Below are 25100 nucleotides of genomic sequence, written 5' to 3' on the forward strand. Positions count from 1 at the left end.
AGCGGTTGCGTAGGAGGTTTTTTCATGCCCAAAAATGGCTACTTAGGCAATTGGGTACCCGTCATATGCACTACGTGCCCGCTCCGCCTGCGCCTCGTCCAAAAGCGAGGACACAAGCAACCACAAATGTGCTTTCTGTTACTTTTCCCATCCAGGGCTTGCACGTTTCGCAAAAGCGTAGTAAAGTTTTATTCGTTGCCTACGCAATGCGTAGAAAACATAGCTGGAGGATTCGCCTAGCGGCCTATGGCGCACGCCTGGAACGCGTGTTGGGTTAACACCCTCGGAGGTTCAAATCCTCCATCCTCCGCCACCGATCCCCGGTCTTAGAATCTAAGACCGGGGATTTTTTGCGCCCTTGGTACTATTTCTTCAGAACCCCACGGTTACACGTGCCGCCGAGGCGCCCCATACCTGAGAAAGCACCACCATGATTTTCAAAAAAGTAGGCGATAGTCGCCCCTACCCCCAGCACGGCATGACCCACGCCGACTGGGGAGGAATCCCGCCGCAGCGGGTACGCCTCGACACCCTTATCACCACCCAAAAACAGGGGCACAAGCATCCATAAATGTGCTTTCTGTTATTTTTATTGCTCAGGGCTTGCATGCTTAGCAAAAGCGTAGTAAGGTTTTATTTGTTGCCTACGCAATGCGTAGAAAACATAGCTGGAGGATTCGCCTAGCGGCCTATGGCGCACGCCTGGAACGCGTGTTGGGTTAACACCCTCGGAGGTTCAAATCCTCCATCCTCCGCCACCGATCCCCGGTCTTAGAATCTAAGACCGGGGATTTTTTATACCCCTTGGTACTATTTCTTCAGAACCCCACGGTTCCGGGCGCCATCGGAGCGCCCCATACCTGCAGAAAGCACCACCATGATCTTCAAAAAAGTAGGCGACAGCCGCCCCTACCCCCAGCACGGCATGACCCATGCCGACTGGGGAGGAATCCCGCCGCAGCAGGTACGCCTCGACACCCTCATCACCACCCAAAAAACCCTCAACCTCGAGACCCTACTCGCCGAAGACTCCACCTTCTACGGCGACCTCTTCCCGCACGTGGTCAAATGGGGCGGCGAACTCTACCTCGAAGACGGCGTGCACCGCGCACTGCGTAACGCCCTGCACCGCCGCGCCGTCATGTATGCGCGCGTACTGGACCTGGACTCAATCTCCCCGGCGCTGCTGCCCGGCGCGTAAAAACCTACTCGCGTAAAAACCTAACCGCGTAAACGCCTACCCGAATACAGAAAATGCCGCGGACCGATGCGAGAAGCATCAGGTCCGCGGCATTTTTGTGACGTATAACTGAGCTACGTTCCGCTACGCAGAGATACCACGCTTAGGACGCAACCTTCAGGCCCGCCTCCTGCACCGGGGATTGCTCCGGCAGGGACTCCTCGGAATCCAGGCGAACCGGGTTGCCCTCGGCGTCAAAACGCGCGCCCAGGCCCATCTGAATAAAACGGATAGTATTCAGAATCTGGCGCTCACGGGTTTCCTCATCCGGTGCGTCCTCGGCGCGACCGGCGCTTGAGGAGAGGGAGCCGTGCACGAGCATCGCCAGTTCGCGAATGTCGTTCTTCGGAATGTAGTTCTCGGCAATGGCGGCAGAAAGAATATGCGCGAGCACCATCTGCAGCTCGTGAACGTGCTTGCCGAGCTTCGCGTAGGACTCGGGGGAGAGCATGGAGCGCATCGCAGGGCCCGGAGGCAGGTGGCGGCGCGCCAGGTCGTTGATTTGCAAGCGAATGTAGACCGCGAGCTGGTCAATCGGGTTTTCGATGCCCTCCAGGCCGACGCGCAGCTCGTTGAGGAAGCGTTCGGTCTCGTCCAGGGCGTAGGCGACCAGCAGTTCGCCCATGTCGGCGAAGTAGTTGTAGACCGCGGTGCGGCCGATTCCGGCGTTCTTGGCGACGTCGGTCATGGTCAGGCCGGAGAGGCCGCGGTTGTAGAGGATCTCGCCGAAGGAGTTGAGGATGGCGCGCTTGGTGTTTTCGCGCTGGGCGGCGTTGGTTGCTGCAGAAATACGAGGCATAGTGACACTCTACCCCAAATCGTCAGCAAATGACGAATTTATCGAATGTGTCACCAAGAAATTTGCCCAATCCATGCGAATTTTCACAAATATGACAGAACGACCGGCACTACAAGAAGCCCAAACGCGTAGCAGCCGCCAAATCAGCACCCACCAACGACGCAATCGGATACCCCGTATGGCCACGCCCCGGAGTCACCTGCAACAAAGTCCGCGCACCCAAACCCTCGTAGAACGCACTACCCTCCTGCACCGCAATCCGCGCCGACCAACTCCCCTCAGAACTCGTCGCCATACGCCGACGAGCCGACGGCGAACGACCATCCAGCACACCCACATGCCAGCTCATCAACAGATGCGCATGCGAAGAAGGATTCAGCGCAGCCCGCTCACGCACCCGAGCCGGCACGCCGTCAGTACCGCCGCCACCGATAAAGGTGGCGCCACCTCCACGAATCCACTCAATATCGTGTGACAGCAGCTCGTAGCTGAGGAACTCGGCGCCACCCGAATAGCCCGCAAGCCAGATACGGCTCGTATCCACCCCGTACGCCAGGGCAATTTCCTCAATGAGGGCGCGAACCATCCTGCCGTTCGAGCGGGCACGAACCCACCAGTTATAGGTCAGCGGAGGCGCATAAGAATCACCATCGGCCAGACGCGGCTCCCGCATACTACCCGGCGACAGCACCGGCACCGACAGCATATTGAACTCAGCCGCCACCTGCGCCAACTCGGCACGCAACGGGGAGTCGCGGCGCAACAGGCGGCTACCGGCACGCGAGAGGTGGTCACCATCAAAATAGAACAGCACACCGGGCGCAGACTCAGAATCGGTCAGAAGATACAGGTTATCGACCCGATAGTAGATATTACGCCCGCGATGCGTAAACGATCGGTAACCGAGCAACTCAGACGAAGCCAGAAACATCGGCTCCAGCAGGGAAAGACCGGTGCGCACAGCCTGCGCCGCATAGGTGAACAGCGGATGCAGACGCGGAATATGCGCGCTCAGCCGCCGCTGGTTACGGTGCCGCCGCCTACGCACCTGCTGTGAAGAACCCCGTACCGACCGCCGAAGCGAGGCGCGTAGCGCACGCCCCGCCCCCAGCAGGGATACCACCTGCTCAGTGCGGTGAATTCCGTGGCCCAGATTCTTCATACATTTATTGTAAATGTGCGGTCAGGAAGGCTGGCGGGGTGGTCATGAGCGTCCACACTCTTGAACGAAGCCCGTAAACCTGCCGCCGCCACGGCATATAGGTACTATTAGATAGGCTCGGGTGGCAGACGAGCCGGTGAGTAGCGCCCTGCATAGCGCACTCACCCACCACACGTGAGGGCTCGTACCTTGCGTGAAGAAACACATCGCATGAAGAAAGACTTGGGGAAAGTAATGGCTAAACCCGTTAGCGAATCTAAGGCTCAGACGAGCACCGTCAAGGTGCCCTGGGCTGGTCGCCGCGGCTACTTTGATCTGCTGCTGGGCGCGTCCTGCGTCATCCTGATCATTTCGAATATTGGTGCAACTAAGGGCGTGGAGTTCGGTCCCCTGCCCTTCGAACTGCCCCTCATTGGTAACACCATCGTCACCGACGGTGGTTTCTTCCTTTTCCCTCTCGCCTACGTTATTGGCGACCTTCTTTCTGAGGTGTACGGCTTCAAGCGTGCCCGCCGCGCGATTGTGGCCTCCTTCGCCTCAGCCGCTTTTGCTGCCCTGTGTTTCCTGCTGATCGTGCACCTGCCCGCTGCGAGCTTCTACACCGGCCAGGAGGCGTTCGCGCAGGTTCTCGGCCCGGTCTGGCAGATTTTTGCGGGCTCCCTGCTCGGTTACCTCTTCGGCCAGACCCTGAATGCCTGGGTCATGGTGGCAATGAAGAAGGCAAGCAAGGGCCGTTTCCTGTGGCTGCGTATGATCGTCTCCACCCTGGTCGGTGAGCTGCTCGACACCCTCATCTTCTGCTCCATCGCGGCACCGGTGCTCGGCATCGACACCATGGAAGCATTCATTAACTACGTGCTGATCGGCTATATCTACAAGTGCCTGGTCGAGGTGCTCCTCATGCCGATTAGCTACCCGATTATTGGTTGGTTCAAGCGTCACGAACTCGAGTACGTGGCGTAAACTAACCTCCTTACAGCTGATGTGCGCAGCCGCCCGGCCTAACGCCTGGGCGGCATTGCCATTTCAGCTTTATTCAATACACAGCATGTCTAAGAAAGAGATACGTTATGTCTAAACTGCAGGGGAATATCCCCGAGCAGTCGGAGAAGAACAACTCGTTGAATCGTTCCCTCTCCCACGGCCAGTTGACCATGATTGCGATGGGCTTGGCGCTGGGTACGGGCCTGTTCCTGGGTTCCTCCTCCGCCATTAAAATTGCGGGCCCCGGCGCAATCATCTCTTACGCTATTGGTGCGATGATTGCGGCAACCATTGCTGCGTGCGCGGGCGAAATGTCCGTGCGTCACCCCGTCCAGGGCGGTTTCGGCACCATCGCGAGCCGATACCTGAACCCCTTTAGCGGCTACCTGACTCGCTGGGCGTATTGGGCATGCACCGTGCCGCTGGCTGGTGCTGAGCTGGTGGCGGTTGGCCACTACATGGCGTACTGGTTCCCGGATGTTCCCCTGGCTGTGTTCGTCGCTCTCTTCGGCGCGATTATTCTGGTGCTGAACCTGGTGAGCGTGAAGTCCTTCGGCGCCCTGGAGTTCCTGCTGTCTTCGATTAAGGTTTCTGCCGTCATCGTGTTCATGGTGATTGGTGTGCTGCTGGTGTTCGTGGGTCTGCCCGGTCACGCTGCGGCGGGTACCGCAAACCTCGTGAACGACGGCGGCTTCCTGCCCAACGGCCCGGCATCCATCTGGATTTCGATGGCTGTTGTCATGTTCTCCTTCGGCGGTGTGGAAATGATTTCTCTCTCCGCAGCGGAGGCGAAGGACCCGGCACGCTCGGTGGCAACCAGCGTGAAGGCAATGATCTGGCGCCTGTCCACTTTCTACGTGGTGTCCATGGCAATTATTCTGTGCCTGGTGCCCTGGCAGACCGCCGCACAGAACTCGGAGCTGACCGAGTCGCCGTTCGTGCTGGTCTTCTCTGAACTGGGTATCCCCTTCGCGGCGGACATCATGAACTTCGTGGTGCTCGTTGCTGCGCTCTCTGGCGCTAATGCCTCCCTGTATGCGGCAACCCGCCTGCTGCACGCCCTGGGCTCTGACCGCATGGCTCCCGCAGTGGCTGCCCGCACCTCCTCGCGCGGCGTGCCGGTCGTGGCTCTGCTCATCTCCTTCACCGGCGTGGTCGTGGCAACCGTGATGGCTGTTGCCAAGATCGGCGACATCTTCGCTCTGCTCATGGCGCTGGTGACCCTGTGCATCCTGATTGTGTGGATCATGATTCTGCTGACCTACCAGGCGTACAAGAAGGACCAAAAGGACGCCTCCTCCTTCACCGTGCTGGGTGGCCGCGTCACCGCAGGTCTGGCTCTGGCGGGTGTCCTGGCGACCCTGGCGGCAATGTTCATGCTGCCCGGCTCGGGCGTTCAGGAATCCATCATGGTCGGTATCGTCTTCTTCGTGCTGATTTCTATTGGCTACGCCATCTCGTCGAAGGTTCAGGGCGGTTATGAGCGCCCCGACCTGGACGCTATGCACGCCGACGAGAACACCAGCACGGCACAGCACTAAATAGCGTGAAAGCCTCGCGAGGCTAAAACATAAAAGGCACCGGATGGGGGAGCACCCCCGTTCGGTGCCTTTTCGCTTCTGTACTCTAGACGGCGCCGTTCTGAGCGATGTGAGTGTGCCCGTAGAATAGTTAACTATTCGTACCCGTCAACGCGGCTAGAAGCCGCAGAAGCCGGGTGCGAGCACACATTGCACATCACGCCCCTAAGGCGTACTGACGGAAGGCACCTTCGTGTCCCACAACGACGATACCCGCAGCCACGCTGCAGCGGGGACCGCCGGATCGCGCACCCTGAAGCGTTCTCTGTCCCACGGACAGATGACCATGATCGTGATGGGTTCCGCGCTCGGTACGGGCCTCTTCTTGGGTTCGGGCACCGCCATTGCGATGGCTGGTCCCGCGGTCATTCTCACCTACGCTATTGGTTCTGCGCTCGCTTCGGTGATTGGCGCGGCAACCGGTGAAATGGCGGTTCGCTACCCTGTCCGCGGCGGTTTTGGCACTATCGCTACCCGCTACCTGGGCCCCTTCGCGGGCTTTTTGACTCGCATCGCATACTGGACGGCGACTGTTCTGATTGCTGGCGTTGAGCTGGTGTCGGTAGCGACTTACCTGAATTATTGGTGGCCGCAGCTTCCGCTGTGGGCGGGTATTGCCGCGTTTGGTGTGGCGCTGATTGTGCTGAACCTGACCAGCGTGAAGTCTTTTGGCATGCTGGAGTTCTTCCTGTCTTCGATTAAGGTCATTTCGATTATTGCCTTCCTGCTGGTGGGCCTGTGCCTGATTTTCTTCGGCCTGCCCGGTCACGCCGCGGTGGGTACCGCAAACCTCTTCAACGACGGCGGCTTCATGCCGAACGGCCTCCAGTCGGTGTGGCTGTCGCTGGCTGTGGTGATGTTCTCCTTTGGCGGTATTGAGATGATTTCAATCTCTGCTGCGGAGGCGAAGGATCCCTCTCGTTCGGTGCGTTCCTCGGCGAAGGCGATGATGATTCGCCTGGCGACCTTCTACGTGCTGGCGGTGCTGATTGTTGTTGCTATCATTCCGTGGCGTTCGGCCTCGGGCATAGGCGATGCGGTGGATGCTTCCCCGTTCGTTCTGGTCTTTGAACAGCTCGGCATTCAGGGCGTGGCGCACTTCGTGAACTTTGTGGTGCTGATTGCGGCACTGTCGAGCGCGAACGCAAACCTGTACGCGGGTGCGCGTCTGCTACACTCCCTGGCGGCTGACGGCATGGCGCCTCGCCAGCTGGCTCAGGTGAACCGTGCTGGCGTTCCGGCTCGCGCCGTGTGGGCGTCGACCAGCGGCATGGTTATTGCTATTCTGCTGGCGCTGTACAGCCCGAAGGAAGCGTTCCTCTCCATGATTTTTGTGATCATGGTGTGCGCGCTGACCGTGTGGGTTCTGATTCTGTTCGCCTACATCGTGTACAAGCGTGTTGAGCCTGCTGCCAATGGTTTCCGCCTGTGGGGTGGCCAGTTCACCGCGGCGGTTGGCGTTCTGCTGCTCTTCGCGGTGTGGGTTGCGCTCTTCATGGTGCGCGGTTCTATGGTTCCGGCAATTGTGGGCGTGGGCTACTTTGTGGTTCTGAGCCTGCTGTACTTTGCTCGTATCCGCCACACTCACATGATTGATGAGCAGACCTTTGTTGAGGCTCAGCAGGCAACTGCCGAGTATGACGCCATGAAGTACGACGCTGATCATGCCCTGGAGACTGCGGCTAAGCTGGGCCGTTAAGGTTCTGTAGCTGCCGGGAGAGCCGGTGCTGGGGCCTGCAGAGACTCCAACACAGTAATAAACGAAAAATACGGAAAATTTCTGGAATTCCTCGTAATAAAACCGTAAAAATGCAGTTGGCCCTCAGAGTGGGGTCTATCATAGACAGTGAACCGTATGATCTTGTATGCGTTCAAATGTCTGTGTGTTGGATGAGGCTCGAAAGCATCGTAGCTTTCGAGCCTCATCGCTTTAACTATCAAATATATTTCTAGCCCCCGAATCATTATCAGCTGATTCATTTGCTGTACCTTGCGGATTCGTACGAATAGCCGCCTCACAGCGGTGGGGGAGTAGAGTTAAAACCATGCAAAGCCACGAAAAGAACCGCGAAAACACCCCCACCTCTGAGGTCGGTACCACCGACGAACTGCTGGTGCACGTACCCGCACGCTGGGGCGATATGGACGCCTACGGGCACGTCAACAACGTTGCCATCCTCTCGGTCATGGAAGAAGCCCGTGTGGCGCTCTTCGGCCCGCCGCCCTCCTCCGGGCAGAAGCCCACCGTGGCACCGCAGCCTCCGATTCCGCTTTTCGACCTGGTTGCCGAGGGCGTGCAGGCGCTTATTGCCGAGCACGGCATCCGCTACCTGGCTCAGCTGCCCTACACCGGTGAGCCCGTACCCGTGCGCCTGAGCGTGGAGAAGGTCAGCGCCGCATCCGTGCGGATTGGCTACTCGATTCTCTCCCCGGTGGACGGCCGCGAATGCGTGCGTGCCTTTACCGTGCTGGCGTTCTGGGATTCGGTTGTGGGGCGTTTGACCCGTCTGAGCCCCGAGCAGCGTGAGCTGTTGAGCTCCTACCTGCCGCAGAAGTAGGGGTAGATACCGGCGCTCCGCTGTAATAAACCGGTCTTGAACGGGGTCAAGCGTATGCTTTAAATACCTTCTGCAAAGGGTGCAAAAGGTTCATTCCCGGGAGAGATAACGATGTCGTTCCACCACACTCAGGCAGACCCCACCGGTTGGGGTCGCCGCACGATGCGCGCCACCGGATGCGCCGCCGCCCTGCTCCTCGCTCTGACCGGCTGCTTCGGCGGTTCTCAGAGCGAAAACTCCTCGTCGACCCCCAGCGCCTCCAGTACGGCTAACCACTCGAAGTACCCGCTTCCTTCCTCCACCGCGTCCCCGACGCCGACGAAGAAGACCGAGCCGACCGTCACCGAGACTCAGGCACCCGCCCCCAGCGAGAGCGCCGAGGCGAAGGCGTCCGATTCCTCCGCACCCGCTGATGCAAAGGCAACCCCCGTCGCGGCAGCAACCCCCACCGGTGACACTCCCCGCGCGCCCGAAAAGGTGGAGGCTGAACGCGCCTCCGCCGGCGAGCGCTGCGGACACATTGGCCGCAAGGGCTACCTGAAGACTGGTGCGGAAATCATGGTGCTGCGCGGTACCGTGGACTGCGCCCACGCCCTGGACGTGCTGACCGAGTACATCACCACCCCGCGTGCCGACGACAACCTGACCGAGCACCAGGTTGCGAAGGTTCAGGACGCCACCTGCTACTGGAACCCGCAGTACGCGATGGCTGAGAACCGTCGCGAGGATCGCGGCGCCCCCGAGTGCACTATCGGTGAGGATGTCGCCTTTGTGGCTCGTCTGGAAAACCCGGATGCTCCCGAGATCCCGTTCCTCATGGAGCCCTCCTACTACGATTCCGGTGCCGGCTATTACCGTTTCAAGAGCGATGACGAGCGCACCCTCTGCGAGCTGAACCCCGCGGATGGAACCCTGGTGTGCGAGCGCCGCACCGGTGAGCAGACCGGTGACGGTAACGGTGCGGTCGGTCGTACTTTTGCAGGTCCGGTGGAGGTGACTCGCATGAACTTCCTGACCGGCGCTAGCGAGGTGAATACCGCGAATGGGTCCTCGGCTCTGCACGCGGAAACCACCACCGCAAACACGAAGATGATGCACACCTGGGATGTGGTGACTGTGCCCGCTGCCGATGGTAATCAGCTGACCTGTTTCGGCGAGATTGAGAATAGCTCGATAAGCTGCCATGACGGAAACGGGCACACTATTCTGGTGCGTGGCAGGCACGAAGGCTAAACACCCGCGCTAGAGGCAATGAGTTGTCAGTGAGTTGTGAAGAGAGCTAAGGAGGGGCTTCCCGCACTGCCGGGGAGCCCCTCTTATTGCGCTGTGCCTCTACCCGCTGTGTCCTAGCGGGGGCACCCTGTGGGTTCCTAAGATGCCGTATAGCTAGCTCACAGGTAGCGTCTTTAGAATACTGGTTAGGAACCCGAACCGATGACGCAGAAAGGTCACCATGCATCCGGCACAGAAGCACTCTACCCAGACTTCTTCTACTACGCTCCGCACCGCTAAGCGCTACAGCCTCGTAGCGCTCGGTGCCACGCTGCTGCTGGCGCTGTCGGCATGCTCCGGAGGCGCTACCACCGCCTCCCCGAGCGCCACCGCGACCCCTAGCCCCAGCGCTACGAGCGCGAAGGCGACCCCTTCGCCCACCCGCACCGCAACGGTCACTGAAAGCACCCCGACTGCCGGTACCGTGCACACCCCCACCGCGGTGGCTACCGTGAGCCCCGGAACCATCACCACCGCAAGCCCGGCAACGACTGCTCAGGCGAGCGCAGCGTCGAGCCCCTCCGCATCGGCTAAGGCGAATACTTCGGCGAGCGCGGTGGCGAAGGCGTCGAGCACCGCGAGCCTGTCCAGCTCGGATGTTCAGTCTGCGGGCGGTAGCTGCGGCAGCATGGACGCTACCGGCTACCTGAAGCACAACGCTACGGTTCAGGTGGCTTCCGGTGCGGTGGATTGCCTGTTTGCGCGTGAGTTGATCCGCCAGTTTGTGGTGCAGAACCCCGCCGAGGTGACCGATAAGGCGAATGGTGAGCGTACCGTCATGTCGGCGCGCTGCTACTGGAAGCCGGGCGACGGCGCGGATCGTGCGACCCCCGAGTGCGTGTCCCTGGATGGTGGCAGCACCGTCATTACCGTGAAGCTGACCAACTAGTTTACGACTCACACCCGGCAGGGCACACCCCAGAAGGAACCCCCCCGCAAAGCACGGGTGTTAAACACAAGCGCCGCGTTGACGAATCATTCGTCAACGCGGCGCTTTCGTGTCTCGAAGCTATCTCAAGCAGCTGGCGCGGCGGGTTTTAGAGCTCCCCGTGTGCGCGGGTGGCGAGCACGTCATCCAGGCGGGCGAAGGTCGAACGCCAGGTGGTGCGCACCTCCTCGTGGACCGAGGCGGGCATGGGGCCAATCTCAATAACGATGCGGGTACCGGAACCCACACCGTCAGCGGTAATCACGGTTTCGGGGAAGAAACGGTGACGCTGGTACACCAGCACGCTGTCGGGGTTGCCCAGGTGGTCGGGCAGCTGCTCGGCGTATTCGAGCTCCTTGAACGGTTCAATGCTCAAAAAGCGGCTCTGCAGAATACAGGACACCGAGGGGTCAACCTCGTTGATCATGGACAGGCGCTGCATGCCGCCGACGACAGGCTCCACGACAACGTCGGTGGGGCGCACGTGCCAGCCTGCGGGGCCGTACCAGCGGACCAGCAGTTCGGGGTCCAGGTAGGCGCCGAAGACGTCCTCGACCGGGGCTGCGATCTCGTGGTCGAAGACGAGAAGCTCCTCATCGGGAACATGAGTGATGCTCATAGGGTTCTCCTTAAACGGGTTGAAGAGCGGGTTTAGGGCTTCTTGCCGGAGTAGTAGTTGCCGAGGAACTCGTCGCGGTACTCGAAGTAGGTGCCGTCCTTGATGGCTTCGCGGGCGTCGTCCACCATGCGCACGATGAAGCGCTCATTGTGGATGGAGGCGAGGGTCGCCGCCAGACGCTCGTCCGCCTTGAAGAGGTGACGCAGGTAGGCGCGGGTGTAGTGGGTGCAGGTGTAGCAGTCGCAGCCCTCGTAGATGGGCGAGAAGTCCGCCTTGAAGCGCGCGTTGGTGATGTTGTAGCGGCCGGTGGGGGAGTAGACGGCGGCGTTGCGTGCCACGCGGGTGGGGGAGACGCAGTCGAAGGTGTCTACACCGTTTTCTATGCCGACGAAGATGTCGTCGGGTTCGGAGATTCCGAGCAGGTGGCGGGGCTTGGATTCGGGTAGCTCTTCGGCGCACCAGCGCACGATGGTGCCGAGGTTTTCCTTCTCGAGCGCACCACCGATGCCGAAGCCGTCGAAGGGCATAGAACCGAGGTCCTGGCATGCCTTGCGGCGCAGGTCCTCGTACTGTGCACCCTGAATGACGCCAAACAGTGCCTGGTAGGGCTTGCCCACGCGTTCAGTGGTCAGGCGCTGGTGCTCAGCGATGCAGCGCAGCGCCCACAGACGGGTGCGTTCGAGCGCCTCCTCCTGGTAGCCGCGGGAGTTGTAGAGGGTGGTCAGCTCGTCGAAGGCGAACATGACGTCGGCACCAATCTGGTGCTGAACCTGCATGGACACCTCGGGAGTGAAGCGGTGAATCGAGCCGTCAATATGCGACTTGAAGTTCACGCCGTCGTCGTCAATGTGGGCGAGGCGTTCCTTGCCCTTCGCCACGTCGTCGTCGCCGAGGGGGCGGCCGTCGGCGCCCTTAGCGTCCGCGACGGTACCCATATCGATAACCTTCTTGAAGCCGGAGCCCAGGCTCATGACCTGGAATCCGCCGGAGTCGGTGAAGGTGGGTCCGTCCCAGTTCATGAATGCGCCCAGGCCGCCTGCCGCGTCGAGGATTTCGGGGCCGGGCTGCAGGTACAGGTGGTAGGCGTTGGAGAGCAGAGCCTGAGCGCCGAGCTCCTTCATGGATTCGGGCAGGACCGCCTTGACGGTTGCCTTGGTGCCCACGGGGGTGAAGGCGGGGGTCTGGATCTGTCCGTGCGGGGTGGTGATGACACCGGTGCGTCCGCGGAACTGTCCGCCGTTGGCTTCTACACGTTCAGCGCTGGGGGAGGCGGTGTCCGCCAGGCGGCTGGTGATGGTGAAGCCAAAGTCCTCGGTAGGGAAAGAATTATCTAGAACGCTCATTCTTCTCTCGATTGTTTGCTTTCCGTCTGAATGTCTACACCCTAGCCTACCGGAAAACCCCGCCTCTCTTGCCGGAGGCGGGGTTCACGAGAATTTAGCTGAGGGTAGCTGGGTTTAGCTCGCCTTAGCCGGCGAAGTCGCCGAGCATATCCACAGTCGGCACGAAGAAGAGGGTGCCGGTCACCGCAGTGCTGAAATCCAGCAGACGGTCGTAGTTGGCGCCATCCACGCCGGTGAACATGTTCATGAGCATCTTCCGGACGGTCGAGAAGGTGCTGGCGTAGCAGATGAAGTAGGTGCCCAGCTCGTTGTTACCCACGGTGCCGAAGGGCATGTTGTCGCGAATAACCTTGAAGTCGTCACCGATATTGGCGATAGCGGAGTGCGAGTTGGTGGGCTTCTCGTCCTCGCTCATCTCGATGTCGTCGTGCTTGGAGCGGCCAATGACCTTCTCCTGCTCGGAGACGGGCAGGGCGTTCCACGCGGTCATGTCGTGGATGTACTTCTGCACGAACTGGTAGCTGCCGCCCCTGTACATGGGGTCGCTGTCACCGATGACGCCAAAGTATTCGCGTGCCGCGGGGGTCTGCGGGTTCTCGGTGCCGTCCACAAAACCGATGATGGAGCGGCCGTCCCAGTAGCGGAAGCCGTGCACCTCATCCAGTACCTCGGCAACATCGCGCAGAGCCGCGGTAATAGCGGACGCCATATCGTAGGCGACGGACGGCTGGGTCGCGCGGATGTGGAAGTGCAGATCGCCGGGAGTGGACACCGCGGTGTGCTTAGGGCCCCTAATCTCCTCGAACTCCACGAGCTCTTGCGGCAGCGGCTTGGGCAGATCCAGGGTCAGCCACGCGCTGTGGCTGATACCCAGCACAACGCTGGCGTTCTCGGGAGAGTAGCGGTTCGCGGCGGTGTGGTTGAGGTTAATAACGAGCCCGCAGAGGTTCTGGAACCCCTCAATGAGCGCATCCTGGCTGATGTCTTCCTTGAACTTCCACACCATGAAAATGGTGTTAGCGTTCGGGCTGGCAGTGACCTGTTGTGATTCTGGTGCAAACATAAAACTCACCGTACGCCCGTGTGTACGCCCCCGCAATGAATCCAGCCCTAACCTTCTGCGCTGCTGGGAGAACGCACCGCTGGGAGAAGATTAGGGCTGGGGATAAAGAACAGCAGGGTTTTAGAAGCCGTACTTTAGAAACTGTGGGAGGCGAGGTACCGCGCATGCGCCAGACGCGCCGCCGTCTCAAAAATAGTCCACGCCTGCACCTGAGCGGACAGCTCCACCGGCGCGCCGGGCTTCACAACCTTGCTCATCGGCTCGGTGAATCGCGGGGAGAACTGCACGAGCGCCTTACCGCGAATCTCATTCGGGTCAATGCCGTACTCATTCATCGGCAGGTCGGGGTCAAACTCGCGGCGACCCTCCCACAGGGCGCGTGCGGTCGAGTACACCAGGGTCGAGGCGAGCGCTCGCGCCTCATCACTGAGCAGCGGCGAGGACGCCGCCATGCCCAGGTAGCGCACGAGAATGCCGGTGAACAGGCCGCCGTCGCCGTCGCCGTGAGAGATGAGGATGCGGCGGCGCGCACCGGAGAGGAACTCCACCTCTTCGGTCATGTGCTTGACGATGCCGACGATGAGACGCTCGGCGCGCTCGGCGGGGTCTACCTCGCAGGGCACACCGGAGGCCGCCAAACTCAGCAGCGCGCCCAGGGCGGTTCCCTGGTTGTAGGTGAATTCGCTACGCTCGTATTCGTACTCCTCGCCGCGCACGTTCACTCCGTCAATATAGAGTGAACGTTCTGCATCCCAGAGGGTTTCGTTCATCCAGTCCATGAGCGCGGCGGCAGTCTTCGGGTCGCCCGCACGCGCATACGCCAGCGCGGTCGGCGCGGTTGCCGCAGCATTCACAAAATCACGCTTGGACTTGCGCCAACTCATGCCACCCACCGGGGAGAAGCCCTTCGCCAACTGCTCGAAGAGAGCTACGCCAGCATCCTGGGCAGCAACATCATTAGCGCCGGTCAGCTCAATGCAGAAGGAATTCATGCGGCCCACCGCGAGGGTCAGCCACGCCATATCGTCAAAGTAGTCGTTCGCGAAGCGGCCGTAATTACGCACGTTAATGCCGCGCAATAGTGCGCGGGCGCGGTGCAGCTCCTCCTGTGCGGCAGTAATATCGCCCTCGCGCAGGTGACGCTGACCGGCATCAATCACACAGTCCAGCAGGTGCGCCTGCCACCAGTAGTGCCAAGCGTTCAGGCGCTGGCTCAGCGGGCGCGGGTCGGGCACTTGCACCGAACCGATGAGGGCGCCGGGAACGCCAAGAATACGGTGCACGAAGGTGTCGGTGACGCTGGCGGCTGCGGCAGCGGCATGCGAGGAGGTGCGCTCGGCGTACTCGCTAATCGACTCCAGAGACTGCGCGTTGTGGGAAGACGGCTGGGAATTCATGGACCCTCTGTAGTTGCGGTGAAGTATTACGTCTGAATTATCCCACTTTTTGCCCTCTGAGCGCCCGGATGCTGTGGGCGGGCTCTCGGGTGTGATTCCTTTTCGAGAGACCGCCGAGAAGATGCACCGCAGGGAACGGGGTGAACGCCATTCAAAAACCAGTTAGGAGGCGGCAGTGAGTGAGCGGCCACTGTACAAATCCACTCGCTCGCCGGTGATGGGATGCTCAAAATGCAGGCTGTACGCCAGCAACTGCAGCGGGTACTCCGGGCGGTCTGGCGCGTCGGGTAGCACCTGCGGGTAGAGCACATCGCCCAGAATGGGGGCGCTGAGCATATTCAGATGCGCCCGCAGCTGGTGCGTTTTGCCGGTGTGAGGCGCCAAATCATAGAGCGCCCATTCTCTATTCGGTTCCGCGCGCCACCCCTCAACCGCCTGCGCACTCGGAGTGAAAGTCCGCAGAATCTTCACGGTCGTCAGCGTATTCGGCTCCACACCCTGCGCCGCGCACTCTTGCTCAGAAAGCTGCTGAACCTGCAGCTGATCACGAATCTTCTGAATATGCGAACGCACCTGCAGCCCCTCCGCACTCAACGCCTGCTCGGCGGCGGCAGCATCGGCGGGAACCGGCGCCACGGCACGGTAGGTCTTTGACACCTGACGGTGCTGAAACATCATCTGGAAGGGGCGGCGTGCCTCAACGGTCTTGGCAAAAAGCAGCACACCCGCGGTCGGGCGGTCCAGGCGGTGAATCGGAATCAGTAGCGGGTTCTGCTCACGCACCCGCAGCTTGGTCAGCGCGGTCTGCGCAATATAGGAACCGCGCGGGGTGGTCGGCAGAAAATGCGGCTTATCAATCGCCAGCACGTGCTCATCCTCGTAGAGCACCGGCATGTCTGAGGGTAGCTGCGGCTCATCGGCAAGCTCACGGAAGTACCAGATGCGCTCACCCGGCATATACGGGCTGTCGCTAGTCAGAATTGTGCCGTCGTCCAGGCGCACCTCACCGGTATTAAAGCGGGCGTGAATAATCTGCGGGTCGTTCGGGTAGAAGCGCGCAATCAGGTAATCCGCAATGGTTGTCGGAGCCGTATTGTTCGGGGCGGTGTTGTTCGGTGCAGTGTTGCTCGGGGCGAGCTCGGCGGGGAGCTCCTCCACGAGCGGCAGGATCAGCTGAATCGGGTCGATACCGTTCTTCTGAGCCAGCGGAGGGGTCAGCAGACGGCGATGCGTGCGGCGTGCAGGCTTTGCCTGATAGGTGGGCTGTGTTCCCTGCTGTGTTTTGGGCTGAGAGCTGGACTGTGAGGTGGGTTGTGGGCGTGCGGTGTTCTGTGCGGGCATGGCTCTACTCTACCTTTTGGGAGGGACTGATTCGGCGGCGACCCGGGTGCGCCAGACTGAGCAGCATGCGGGTGGAAATATTACCGTGGGCTTGGTGTGGGGTTGCAGAAGACAGTTTTGTCTGACACTCATGAATGTTTGTGTGAATACGTGGAACAGAAAACGAAAACTTCACAAATTTTTGAAATTATTGGACATTTAATTTAAAAAAAGTGCATTAATTTTACAAAAACTATCGATTGAGTGCGGTATTTTCGAAAATGCTGTCAAATCATAAATCAATAACCCTCAATTTAGCCCCTGTGGTTTTTCTAAGTATAAAAGATGTAAAGCAATTAAAGACCTGATAACCTGGGCATCCTACGTCATAAACACCTTAATAAAGGCTGGAAACCGCCTTAAAGCGGTACGATTAAGACACAGAAGTTCGATATTTCGAACGAAGGGGTCGAAATGGGACAGAAACAGCGCAAGGATGCAGAGGTTAAAGGAACACCCCCAATTACAGCGGTGCAATCGGACAATTCCAAAGCACCGGAAAATGCGAGAGGAGAGGTTATGGAACATTCACAAAAGAATGCGGAGCCTCGCACCGGTGCCCTGCGCATGGAGCCGCACGAACGCGAAGAGCAAATTCTGAAAATCGCTGCAGAACATTTCGCTCGCCGCGGCGTGCTCGGTGCCTCCATGAGCGCTATCGCCCGCGATGCAGGCATTACCCGCGCCCTGCTCTACCACTACTTCCCCGGCAAGGACTCCCTGGCGGCAGCTGTCACCCGACGCGAAGCCAACGCAGTCCTTGAGGCTCTCGGCGAGCACCACGAAAATCCCGAGGAAGCACTCCGCAGGGAGTTGCGCACCTATTTCCTCGTCGTAGCCGGTGTCCCCACCCCCGGTGGGGAGGACTTCCCGAACAACCCCACCGACTACCTCGAATGGATGCTTGAACGCACCGGCATGCCGATTAATGACCGCACCCGCGTCATCCTCGGAGGCTGGTTGCAGCTCGTCGACTACTTCGCCATGCACGTCGTGCAACTCAACCCCCGCGATCAGCGCACCGTTCGCTCCCGCGGGCTCGGGCTCGAAGAAGCCATCGACCTGTGCCTGGGTGCCGTGGACACCCTCACTGGCGGCTACTAGCCGCCTCAAGAGGTGACAGGTCTACACAGGACTTCCCGCTCCGATGTTTGGTTATGTGCTCCACGGCAAAGATGACGTGGACATCCGGGCGGTTATTCCTCCGCTACGCCGCTTGCGACGTGGTGGACTCCGGGAACACCACCCGGTTCGTGAGTAGGGAAACATAATGCCCCGTACCCCCTTCCGTGGGGGTGCGGGGCATTATGATGCTCAAGTTGAGATTGAAGAAAATAGTTTTACTCTGAGGCTAAGCTTGAGGCTCGGGCTAAATGGAGCGGCGTAGCGACAGGCCACGAACCGTCGCGTAGAACCCCTGCGCCTGCAGTGCCGCACGCAGCGCCTCCACCGGATGCTCTACAACCTCGCCGCCGGATGCGCCCAATGTGGATGTGCTCACCGTGTGGGTGCCCAAAAGCTCCACATCGTTGACCTTCTCCACCGAAATCTTCTCCGCACCGCCGGCGGACACCAGGCGCGCCAGGGCGGGGGCCGCCGCCTCCAGAAGTACCGGGTCGGTGGTGAAAGCCAACAGGGTCTTCGCGCCACGCTCCACATAGAGCACCGGTGCGCCGTCCACCAGCACCACGCAGGCGCCCGCCTTGCGTGCCGGGCGGTGCTTTACGGTGCCCTCGCCCTCGTGCGCAAAGGAGGGAATCGCGGACCAGCTCAGCGCCGCACCGTACGGGTTCGCGGGGTCGGTCGCCGCCAACAGGGTCACTGTGAACGTGCCGTACACCCGCTCCGTATCGGTACGCTGCGGGGTGTAGGCACTCGCACCAAAACCCTGTGTCGCGCCAAAACCCTGTGGACTTGCGGGAACACTGAGGCTATCGGCGGTAGAACGCAGCAGGTCCACCGTCGCGGGGGCGGCAAACTGCGCCGCGCCCAAACCCTCAATAAAGTAGCCGCGACGCACCAGCGCACGATCCTCAGCCGCCGAATAAATCCGGTACAGCTGCGAGAACCCGCCGGCAGAATCCTCCACCTGCAGGCACCCGCGAGTCAGTACACCGTAGCGGTCCAGCAGCAGGTCGGCGCGTGCGAGCGCCGTAACCGTCGCCTCCACCGGCTCCTGCAGCAGTGTGTCCACGCGTGAGAAGCGACCGCTATCCTGCGGGGCAACGGCGGGAGCGGCGCCATGGAACCCGCCGCGCAGGGAACGCAGACCGCGCCCGGTGGCAGCGCCGTATCCGCCCGCCAAGCCGTTACCCATGGAGGCGCGTGCCGCCGCAATACGGCCCGCACCACGGCGACCCACCCGCGACAGACGCGCAGGGGCTGCCGGAGTCGGATGCGCACTGCGGACGCCCGCAAGCATCGCCCGAACCGGCGCGAAACTATCGTTCGTCACCGCACCAGCCCACACCAGGCGCCACAGCGCTGCCGAAACCTCCGCCGCATCCGGGAAAGTCACCACCTGACCGGCAGGTGCCGCAGCGCTCATCAGTTGCGCCACCCGCTCACGTAGCGCCGGCACGAACAGGCCGCCATGAGCCAGCGCCTCATAGATGGCGTGCTCGAGCGTGCCCGGAGCCTGCAGCGCCTCCCAAAGCTCGGGGTTCTCCGCGCGTAACAGCTGCTCCGGGTAGTCCTCGCCCATGGTCAGCTCACCCAGAGTCAGCGAGGAACTCTCGCTCAAATGCAGGCGAATCCAGCCGTCAGACTTCTGCGCGCTACCGCCGCCGAGCTGACCGGCGCCGGTGAAGAACACCCTGCCGCTTGCCATCAGCTCGTCCAGCATGTGCGGCTGGTAGCCGGGCACACGCGCCGGGAGGATCAGCGTCTCCAGCGCGGAAGCCGGTACGCGCACACCCGCCAGCTGGTCGATGGCGGTGAGCAGATCCTCCGTGGAGGAGGCGGAATCTTGTCCCGTATGTTCTGTGCCGTGCTCAGCTAACGGGTTGGGTACCGCCGGGTTGAGCGCCGCCGGGCCGAGAGGCGCCACCCTCTCGCCCATTACCGTGGCGGTGCGGCGGGAGGGCATGAACGCGCCGTAGGCGCTCGCCTCCGGCAGGGTCTGCGCAACCCGCACGGATAAAGAACGAACGTTCTGCCATGAGGGTAGGAATACACCATAGACCTGCGCCGATACCGGCTCAATTTCCTCACGCAACGCCGCCAGAGAGCGGGCACGAATCGTGCGCAAAACCTGCGCATCCACCCACTCGACACCGGCAGACCCGGGAGTGCGCAGCACCTCGGGCAGGAACTCGCCGGAGCTTAGGCGGCGCTGCTGCTGAAGACGCTGCAACACCGGAGTCAGCACGCCCACACCCACCGGGGTCAGGCGCGAAAAATGCTCCGCCGCCTGCTGCGCAGTGAAGGGAATATGGGTGCGCGCATAGCGAGAAACCAGATCCTCCAAAGGCTCCGCGACCGGCTCCAGAAGGGCTACAGGAAGCGCCGCGGCGGGCATAATGCCCAGCCCATCGCGCAGACGCGCAGCATCCTCAACCACCGCATAGTACAGCTGCGGCTCGGCGGAATCGTCGGTAGCTCCCATGTCGGCAGCTCCCATGAACGAGAACGCGCGGCGCGAGCGCACCAGCTCTTCCGCCAGGGCGCGCGCCTGATCCGTGCTGGCGTGCGCGCCGTACTCCTCGCCATGCTCCTCGCCGTAGTTTTCAGAGTCTTCGGACTCGCCGAAATCCTGAGAACCGTGTGTCGCAGATTCAGCCCGTGGGCTGTCGGCACGCAAACGCAGACTCAACTCCCGCGCGCTCAACGGACCCAACTGGCGCAACAGATCCGCCACGCCCTCTACACCGCAGGCGCGGTAACGCTCACCCGTGCGCTGCAGACGCTGCTGAGTCTGCACCAGAACCGCCGGATCCAACAGGTCACGCAGACCACTCGAACCCAGCAACTCAGCCAGCAGTGCCGGGTCCAGCGACAGCGCGGCGGCGCGGCGTTCGGCGGCGGGCGCATCGCCGTCGTAGAGGTGCTCGGCAACGTACTCAAAGAGCAGAGTGCGCGCAAAAGGCGAAGGGTCGTTCGTCTCAACCTCCAGCATGGACACCGCCCGAGACTGCAACGAACGGTGCACCTGAACCAGCGCCGGAACATCGTACACATCCTGCAGACACTCGCGCGCCGTCTCCAAAAGCACCGGAAAATCAGGGTACTTACGCGCCACATCCAACAGCTGCGCCGCACGCTGACGCTGCTGCCACAGCGGGGTGCGCTTACCCGGATCACGGCGCGGCAACAGCAGGGCACGCGCCGCATTCTCACGGAACCGAGACGCAAAAAGCGCCGAATCGCCTACGCGTTCGGTGACAATCGCCTCCAGCTCGTCCGGGTCGAAAAGGAACAGATCAGCGCCGGGCGGCACATCCTCCATAGCGGGCAGACGCAGAATCAAGCCGTCATCACTCGCCATGACGGAAGCGTCCACCCCGTACCGCTCCTCAATGCGGGCGCGTACCGCCAGCGCCCAGGGTGCGTGCACCCCGTAGCCGAGCGGCGAGTGCAGGACCACGCGCCAATCGCCCAGTTCGTCGCGGTGCCGCTCTACAATCATGCGGGTATCGGAGGGGACCGCCCCGGTGGATTCGCGCTGCTCACGCAGGTAGGCGAGCAGGTTATCGACTGCCCAGGTGTCCAGTCCGAGCTGTTCGAGTTGCTGGCGGGCGGCGGCGCTATCGGTGGCGTCCAGGCTGGAGAGGGCGCGCGTGAACGTACCCGTCTGCACGCCCAGGGCGTAGGGGCGGCCCATGCGGTCGCCGTGCCAGAAGGGCAGGCGTGCGGGCTGACCGGGTGCGGGGGAGACCCGCACCGCGTCATGCGTAATTTCTTCGATGCGCCAACTGCTCGCGCCGAGGGTGATGACCTCGCCAGCACGGGATTCGTACACCATTTCCTCGTCGAGCTCACCCACGCGCTTAGGGCCGCGCTCCTCATTGCCGCTGACCAGGTAGACGGGGAAGAGCCCGCGGTCGGGAATCGTGCCGCCGCTGGTGACGGCGAGGCGCTGCGCACCCGGGCGGCCCTCAATACTGCCGGAGGGGGCTTCCTCGGTGGGGGTGCGGTCCCAGATGATGCGCGGGCGCAGTTCGGCGAATTCGTCGGAGGGGTAGCGTCCGGCGAGCATTTCGAGTACGGAGTCGAAGAGGGCGCGCGGCAGTTCGGCGTAGGGCGCGCTGCGGCGTAGCGCCTCGTACCAGGAGTCCACGCTGATGGGGCCCAACGCACAGGCGGCGACGGTCTGCTGCGCGAGTACGTCCAGGGGGTTGGTGGGGATGGCAAGCGGCTCGAGGGTTCCACTGCGCATTCCGGCGAGGGTGACGGTTGCGCCGAGCAGGTCGCCGCGGTGCTTGGGGTAGAAGAATCCGCGCGAAATTTCGCCCACGCGGTGTCCGGCGCGGCCCACGCGCTGCAGTGCGGAGGCAACCGATGGAGGTGCGGCCACCTGGATTACGAGGTCCACGTGGCCCATGTCGATGCCCAGCTCCAGGGAGCTGGTGGCGACCACGCAGCGTAGGGTTCCGCCCTTGAGCGCTTCCTCGATGAGGGTGCGCTGTTCCTTGGATACGGAGCCGTGGTGCGCGCGGGCGAGCGGTGGCACCTCGGCGATGTCGCAGATGCCCGCCGCGTAGTCTTCGGGGCTGATGCCCTGCTTTGCGAGCACGCGGTGTAGGTGAATATCGTTGAGTGCCGCGGTGAGCTTTTCCGCTAGTCCACGCGAGTTAACGAAAACAATCGTAGAACGGTTGTTCTCAATATGGTCGACGATGCGCTCCTGTACGCGCGGCCAGATGGAAGTCTCGGGACGCTCGCTATCGGCAGTTTCACGGAGTGATTCTTCCGGGATGGTGAGCGTATTTTTGGGCGCGGCGTTATTGCCCTGTCGCGCCGGGTTTGCCTGTCCGGTTTCTTGTCCGGTTTCTTGACCAGTTTCCTGCCCGGGGAATACGCCAATGGCATCTTCCAGCGTGTAGGGCGCGCTTGCCGGGGTATTCGCTGCGCTGGGGGCAGGCTGTGCCGCGCCCTGCGCCGAGCCGGCAGAAGTTGAGCCCCCGCCGCCCGGCACCTCCGAGGGCGCATATTCTGATGGGGCGTAGAGCCCCTGCCCGTAGTCGTTGGCGCCTCCGAGCGCCGCCATATTGGGTACGGGCACGCTCAGACGCAGGTCCCATTCTTTGGCAACCGGGCGGCTCATGATGGTCACCGGCTGAATGCCACCGAGGAACCGGGCGACCGCCTCCGGGTTTTCGACGGTTGCGGAGAGACCAATGCGCTGTGCGGGCTTTTCAAGGAGCGCATCGAGGCGTTCGAGGGATACTGCCAGGTGCGCGCCGCGTTTGGTGGCGGCAAGGTTGTGAATCTCATCCACGATCACGGTGGTCACGCCGGCGAGGGTGTTGCGGGCGGCGCTGGTGAGCATGAGGTAGAGGGATTCAGGGGTGGTGATGAGAATGTCGGGTGGGTTGCTGATGAGTTGGCGGCGTTCGCGTGCGGGGGTGTCGCCGCTGCGCACGCCCACGGTGATGCTCGGCTCGCCAGTGTCGTTGCCGCTCAGGCGGGTGATTCCGGCGAGGGGCGCGCGTAGGTTGCGTTCGACGTCCGCACCGAGTGCTTTGAGGGGTGAGATGTAGAGGATGCGCGTGCCGCCTGCAGTTCCGGCTTCGTGTTCGCGGTGTAGGGCATCGAGTGCCCAGAGGAATGCGGCGAGGGTTTTGCCGGAGCCTGTGGGGGCGATGATGAGGGTGTTGTTGCCGTTGCGGATGTTCTCCCATGCGCCTTCTTGGGCGGCGGTGGGTGCGCTGAAGGTGGCGCGGAACCAGTCGCGTACGGGTGCGGAGAAGTGGGAGAGTGCGTCGGTCATGTATCTATTATGGCGGGGTTTATGGTGTGCGCCTCTTGAATTGTTGGGGGCTGGGGGAGGAAGATGTGCTTGACAGGTTCCCAACAAGCCCGTAATGTTTTACTTGTAAAGTAATCGACTGAGAGAACAACACAAAGGAGCGCCACCATGACCCGCCTGACCGAAGAACAGCTCATCAACCTCTTCCACGAGCCTCGCACCGTCTCCTCCTTCACCGAGGAGCCCGTCACCGACGAACAGCTGCGCCGCATCCAGGAGCTGACCTTCTACGGTCCCACCGCCTTCAACAGCCAGCCCCTGCGCATCACCTGGGTCAAGAGCCCCGAGGCACGCGAGCGCCTCGTCGCACACCTGGCTGACGGCAACAAGGCTAAGACCCAGGCGGCACCGGTCACGGCGATTCTCTCCGCAGACGCAAACTGGGTAGAGCACGCTGACACCTTCAACCCCAACGCTGCCGGCTTCATCAAGGGCTTCTACACCACCGAAGAGCTCGCCACCCCCGCCGCTGAGCTGAGCGCTCACCTGCAGGCAGGCTACTTCATCACCGCAATCCGCGCCCTCGGTCTGGATGCCGGCCCCATGACCGGCGCAGACTTCGCCGGCATCAAGAAGGAATTCTTCGCGGACAACGCAGAAATCCCCTTCCTCGTCGTCAACATCGGTCACGGCGAGGCTCCCGCATACCCGCGCGGTGCACGCTTCAGCCACGACGAGGTCGCTCGCTCCCTCTAAGAGCGTGCGGCTACCGCATAGCTCAAGCTAAACCCTAGGTTTATAGACAGTTCAAGGGCGGTTCCCCATCGAGGGGAACCGCCCTTGAACTATATGCGAACTATATGCGCACACAACGTGCCAGAGATGTTGTCACATCTGCAACGCCGCGTTAGCGGGCACCAAATTGACCCACCGACAGCTGCGGAACAGACGAGGAACACGCGGTCGTATCCAGCGGAACAATCACTCCACCGGAACCCGAGGGAAGACCCACCAGGAAGCCCTGAACCGGGCGGCTACCGCAATCATCGCCGAAGCGTGCCGGATACACCGAACGCAGTACCGCGGTGGTGCTATCGCCGGGGTTAAGGGTCACGCCCGCAGAGTTCATGTACTCATCGGAGGTGGAAGCCTCACGACCAACCCAGGTTCCCGAAGGACCCGCATGCACCACACGCGGGTAGCCGCGCAGGGTGCAGGGGGAGTTCGAGGAATTCTGGAAGTACAGGGTGTAGTTTCGGGCGCCGGGGGAGCCTTCTCCCACAGCAACCGAAACGTTCAGGTCGTCCAGATCGCACTGGGTCGGTCCCTCAGCAGCGTTATTGTTGGAGGAGTTAGAGGACTTCTCCGAAGAGCTCGAAGAATTCGAGGAATTGGAAGAATTCGACGAGCCCGAAGAACCGGAGGAGTTCGAGGAGTTACCCGAAGAGTTGGAACCCGACTGTGACGACGAGTTTGAGCTCTTCTGGGAATCCTGCTGAGAATCTGCAGAGTCGTCTGACTTGTTCTGATCGGAACCCTCGCGGGAGGAATCAGAAGAATGAGAGTCAGAGTTCTGCTTCGACTCGTGAGTCTCGGTGTGGGAAGAAGACTCGGAGTGCTCAGAGGAAGAATCGTGGTGCGCCGCATCGGGGGAGTTCACCACGGTAATGGAGCCCGGGCTCACCGAAGGGGTAGCCCCGTCGGAGGCTACTCGAATCGTACCGGGCTTGACCGAAGCCGAAGCACTCGGCTGCGCCGAGGTGCCTTCAGCTTCCTGACCGGCCTGGGACGCGCCGCATCCACTGAGCGCGAGCACGCAACAGAGGAGGGTGGTTGATGCGAGTACCTGAGCCGATTTAAACATG

Annotated in this window: 18 protein-coding genes, 2 tRNA genes and 1 pseudogene; 12 read left to right on the top strand and 9 right to left on the bottom strand. The window is 61.5% G+C overall.

Features of this window, described 5'->3' with window-relative positions:
• Positions 1-225 precede the first annotated feature (225 nt).
• The 4 genes and pseudogenes from HMPREF2919_RS00275 to HMPREF2919_RS00285 all read left to right on the top strand — a co-directional run bounded on the left by HMPREF2919_RS00275 (position 226) and on the right by HMPREF2919_RS00285 (position 1201).
• Positions 226-313: transfer RNA gene (locus HMPREF2919_RS00275), tRNA-Ser, on the top strand.
• A 117-nt stretch (positions 314-430) separates the two neighbouring features.
• Positions 431-550: pseudogene (locus HMPREF2919_RS09240) on the top strand (type II toxin-antitoxin system VapB family antitoxin); the annotation flags it as partial.
• Between the two features lie 120 nt (positions 551-670).
• Positions 671-758: transfer RNA gene (locus HMPREF2919_RS00280), tRNA-Ser, on the top strand.
• A 119-nt stretch (positions 759-877) separates the two neighbouring features.
• Positions 878-1201 carry a type II toxin-antitoxin system VapB family antitoxin gene (locus HMPREF2919_RS00285; protein ID WP_005507186.1) on the top strand — a complete coding sequence of 108 codons (324 nt, stop codon included), beginning with the start codon at positions 878-880 and terminating at the stop codon, positions 1199-1201.
• 142 nt (positions 1202-1343) lie between these two features.
• Here the strand turns inward: HMPREF2919_RS00285 and HMPREF2919_RS00290 are convergent, their stop codons facing one another.
• Positions 1344-2039 carry a TetR/AcrR family transcriptional regulator gene (locus tag HMPREF2919_RS00290; protein ID WP_005509262.1) on the bottom strand — a complete coding sequence of 232 codons (696 nt, stop codon included), beginning with the start codon at positions 2037-2039 and terminating at the stop codon, positions 1344-1346.
• Between the two features lie 109 nt (positions 2040-2148).
• Positions 2149-3201: a hypothetical protein gene (locus HMPREF2919_RS00295; protein WP_049350498.1), complete on the bottom strand. Its 1053-nt coding sequence runs from the start codon at positions 3199-3201 to the stop codon at positions 2149-2151.
• 234 nt (positions 3202-3435) lie between these two features.
• On the opposite strand from HMPREF2919_RS00295, the gene HMPREF2919_RS00300 reads away from it, so the two are divergent.
• The 6 genes from HMPREF2919_RS00300 to HMPREF2919_RS00330 all read left to right on the top strand — a co-directional run bounded on the left by HMPREF2919_RS00300 (position 3436) and on the right by HMPREF2919_RS00330 (position 10484).
• A complete protein-coding gene (locus HMPREF2919_RS00300; protein ID WP_070665617.1) occupies positions 3436-4164 on the top strand; it encodes a queuosine precursor transporter in 729 nt (242 codons plus the stop codon).
• A gap of 107 nt (positions 4165-4271) precedes the next feature.
• Positions 4272-5726 (top strand): amino acid permease, encoded by a 1455-nt coding sequence (locus HMPREF2919_RS00305; protein WP_070665620.1) that lies wholly within the window; start codon positions 4272-4274, stop codon positions 5724-5726.
• 232 nt (positions 5727-5958) lie between these two features.
• Positions 5959-7464 (top strand): amino acid permease, encoded by a 1506-nt coding sequence (locus HMPREF2919_RS00310; protein ID WP_049357780.1) that lies wholly within the window; start codon positions 5959-5961, stop codon positions 7462-7464.
• 346 nt (positions 7465-7810) lie between these two features.
• Positions 7811-8323 carry an acyl-CoA thioesterase gene (locus HMPREF2919_RS00320; protein ID WP_070634313.1) on the top strand — a complete coding sequence of 171 codons (513 nt, stop codon included), beginning with the start codon at positions 7811-7813 and terminating at the stop codon, positions 8321-8323.
• 111 nt (positions 8324-8434) lie between these two features.
• Complete coding sequence (locus tag HMPREF2919_RS00325) at positions 8435-9556, top strand: phosphoglycerol transferase (protein WP_070665623.1); 1122 nt, start codon at positions 8435-8437, stop codon at positions 9554-9556.
• A 220-nt stretch (positions 9557-9776) separates the two neighbouring features.
• A complete protein-coding gene (locus HMPREF2919_RS00330; RefSeq protein ID WP_070665626.1) occupies positions 9777-10484 on the top strand; it encodes a hypothetical protein in 708 nt (235 codons plus the stop codon).
• Positions 10485-10632: 148 nt separating this feature from the next.
• On the opposite strand, the gene HMPREF2919_RS00335 is transcribed toward HMPREF2919_RS00330, so the two are convergent.
• The 5 genes from HMPREF2919_RS00335 to HMPREF2919_RS00355 form a co-directional block, all read right to left on the bottom strand.
• The gene (locus HMPREF2919_RS00335; RefSeq protein ID WP_070665629.1) at positions 10633-11142 is read right to left on the bottom strand and encodes an SRPBCC family protein; all 510 of its coding nucleotides are present in this window, start codon (positions 11140-11142) and stop codon (positions 10633-10635) included.
• Between the two features lie 32 nt (positions 11143-11174).
• Entirely contained in the window at positions 11175-12485 is a 1311-nt protein-coding gene (tgt, locus tag HMPREF2919_RS00340; protein ID WP_070541876.1) for a tRNA guanosine(34) transglycosylase Tgt, read from the bottom strand.
• 124 nt (positions 12486-12609) lie between these two features.
• Positions 12610-13548: a Dyp-type peroxidase gene (locus HMPREF2919_RS00345; protein WP_049354483.1), complete on the bottom strand. Its 939-nt coding sequence runs from the start codon at positions 13546-13548 to the stop codon at positions 12610-12612.
• A 134-nt stretch (positions 13549-13682) separates the two neighbouring features.
• Positions 13683-14945 carry a glycoside hydrolase family 76 protein gene (locus tag HMPREF2919_RS00350; RefSeq protein WP_049354484.1) on the bottom strand — a complete coding sequence of 421 codons (1263 nt, stop codon included), beginning with the start codon at positions 14943-14945 and terminating at the stop codon, positions 13683-13685.
• A gap of 162 nt (positions 14946-15107) precedes the next feature.
• Positions 15108-16286: a pseudouridine synthase gene (locus tag HMPREF2919_RS00355; protein ID WP_049354485.1), complete on the bottom strand. Its 1179-nt coding sequence runs from the start codon at positions 16284-16286 to the stop codon at positions 15108-15110.
• A 558-nt stretch (positions 16287-16844) separates the two neighbouring features.
• Between HMPREF2919_RS00355 and HMPREF2919_RS00360 the strand changes: the two genes are divergently transcribed.
• Positions 16845-17429: a TetR/AcrR family transcriptional regulator gene (locus HMPREF2919_RS00360; RefSeq protein WP_049354486.1), complete on the top strand. Its 585-nt coding sequence runs from the start codon at positions 16845-16847 to the stop codon at positions 17427-17429.
• 265 nt (positions 17430-17694) lie between these two features.
• Here HMPREF2919_RS00360 and HMPREF2919_RS00365 read toward each other — a convergent pair whose 3' ends face one another.
• The gene (locus HMPREF2919_RS00365; protein WP_070665632.1) at positions 17695-23256 is read right to left on the bottom strand and encodes a DEAD/DEAH box helicase; all 5562 of its coding nucleotides are present in this window, start codon (positions 23254-23256) and stop codon (positions 17695-17697) included.
• A 147-nt stretch (positions 23257-23403) separates the two neighbouring features.
• Here HMPREF2919_RS00365 and HMPREF2919_RS00370 point away from each other — a divergent pair, with 147 nt between their 5' ends.
• Positions 23404-23991, top strand: coding sequence for a malonic semialdehyde reductase (locus tag HMPREF2919_RS00370; protein WP_070665635.1), 588 nt, complete (start codon positions 23404-23406; stop codon positions 23989-23991).
• Positions 23992-24142: 151 nt separating this feature from the next.
• Here the strand turns inward: HMPREF2919_RS00370 and HMPREF2919_RS00375 are convergent, their stop codons facing one another.
• Positions 24143-25099, bottom strand: a complete 957-nt coding sequence (locus HMPREF2919_RS00375) for a DUF4232 domain-containing protein (protein ID WP_070665638.1) — start codon at positions 25097-25099, stop codon at positions 24143-24145.
• Position 25100: the final 1 nt, after the last annotated feature.

Origin of the sequence: Rothia sp. HMSC068E02, assembly GCF_001813565.1 — a bacterium.
GTDB lineage: Bacteria > Actinomycetota > Actinomycetes > Actinomycetales > Micrococcaceae > Rothia.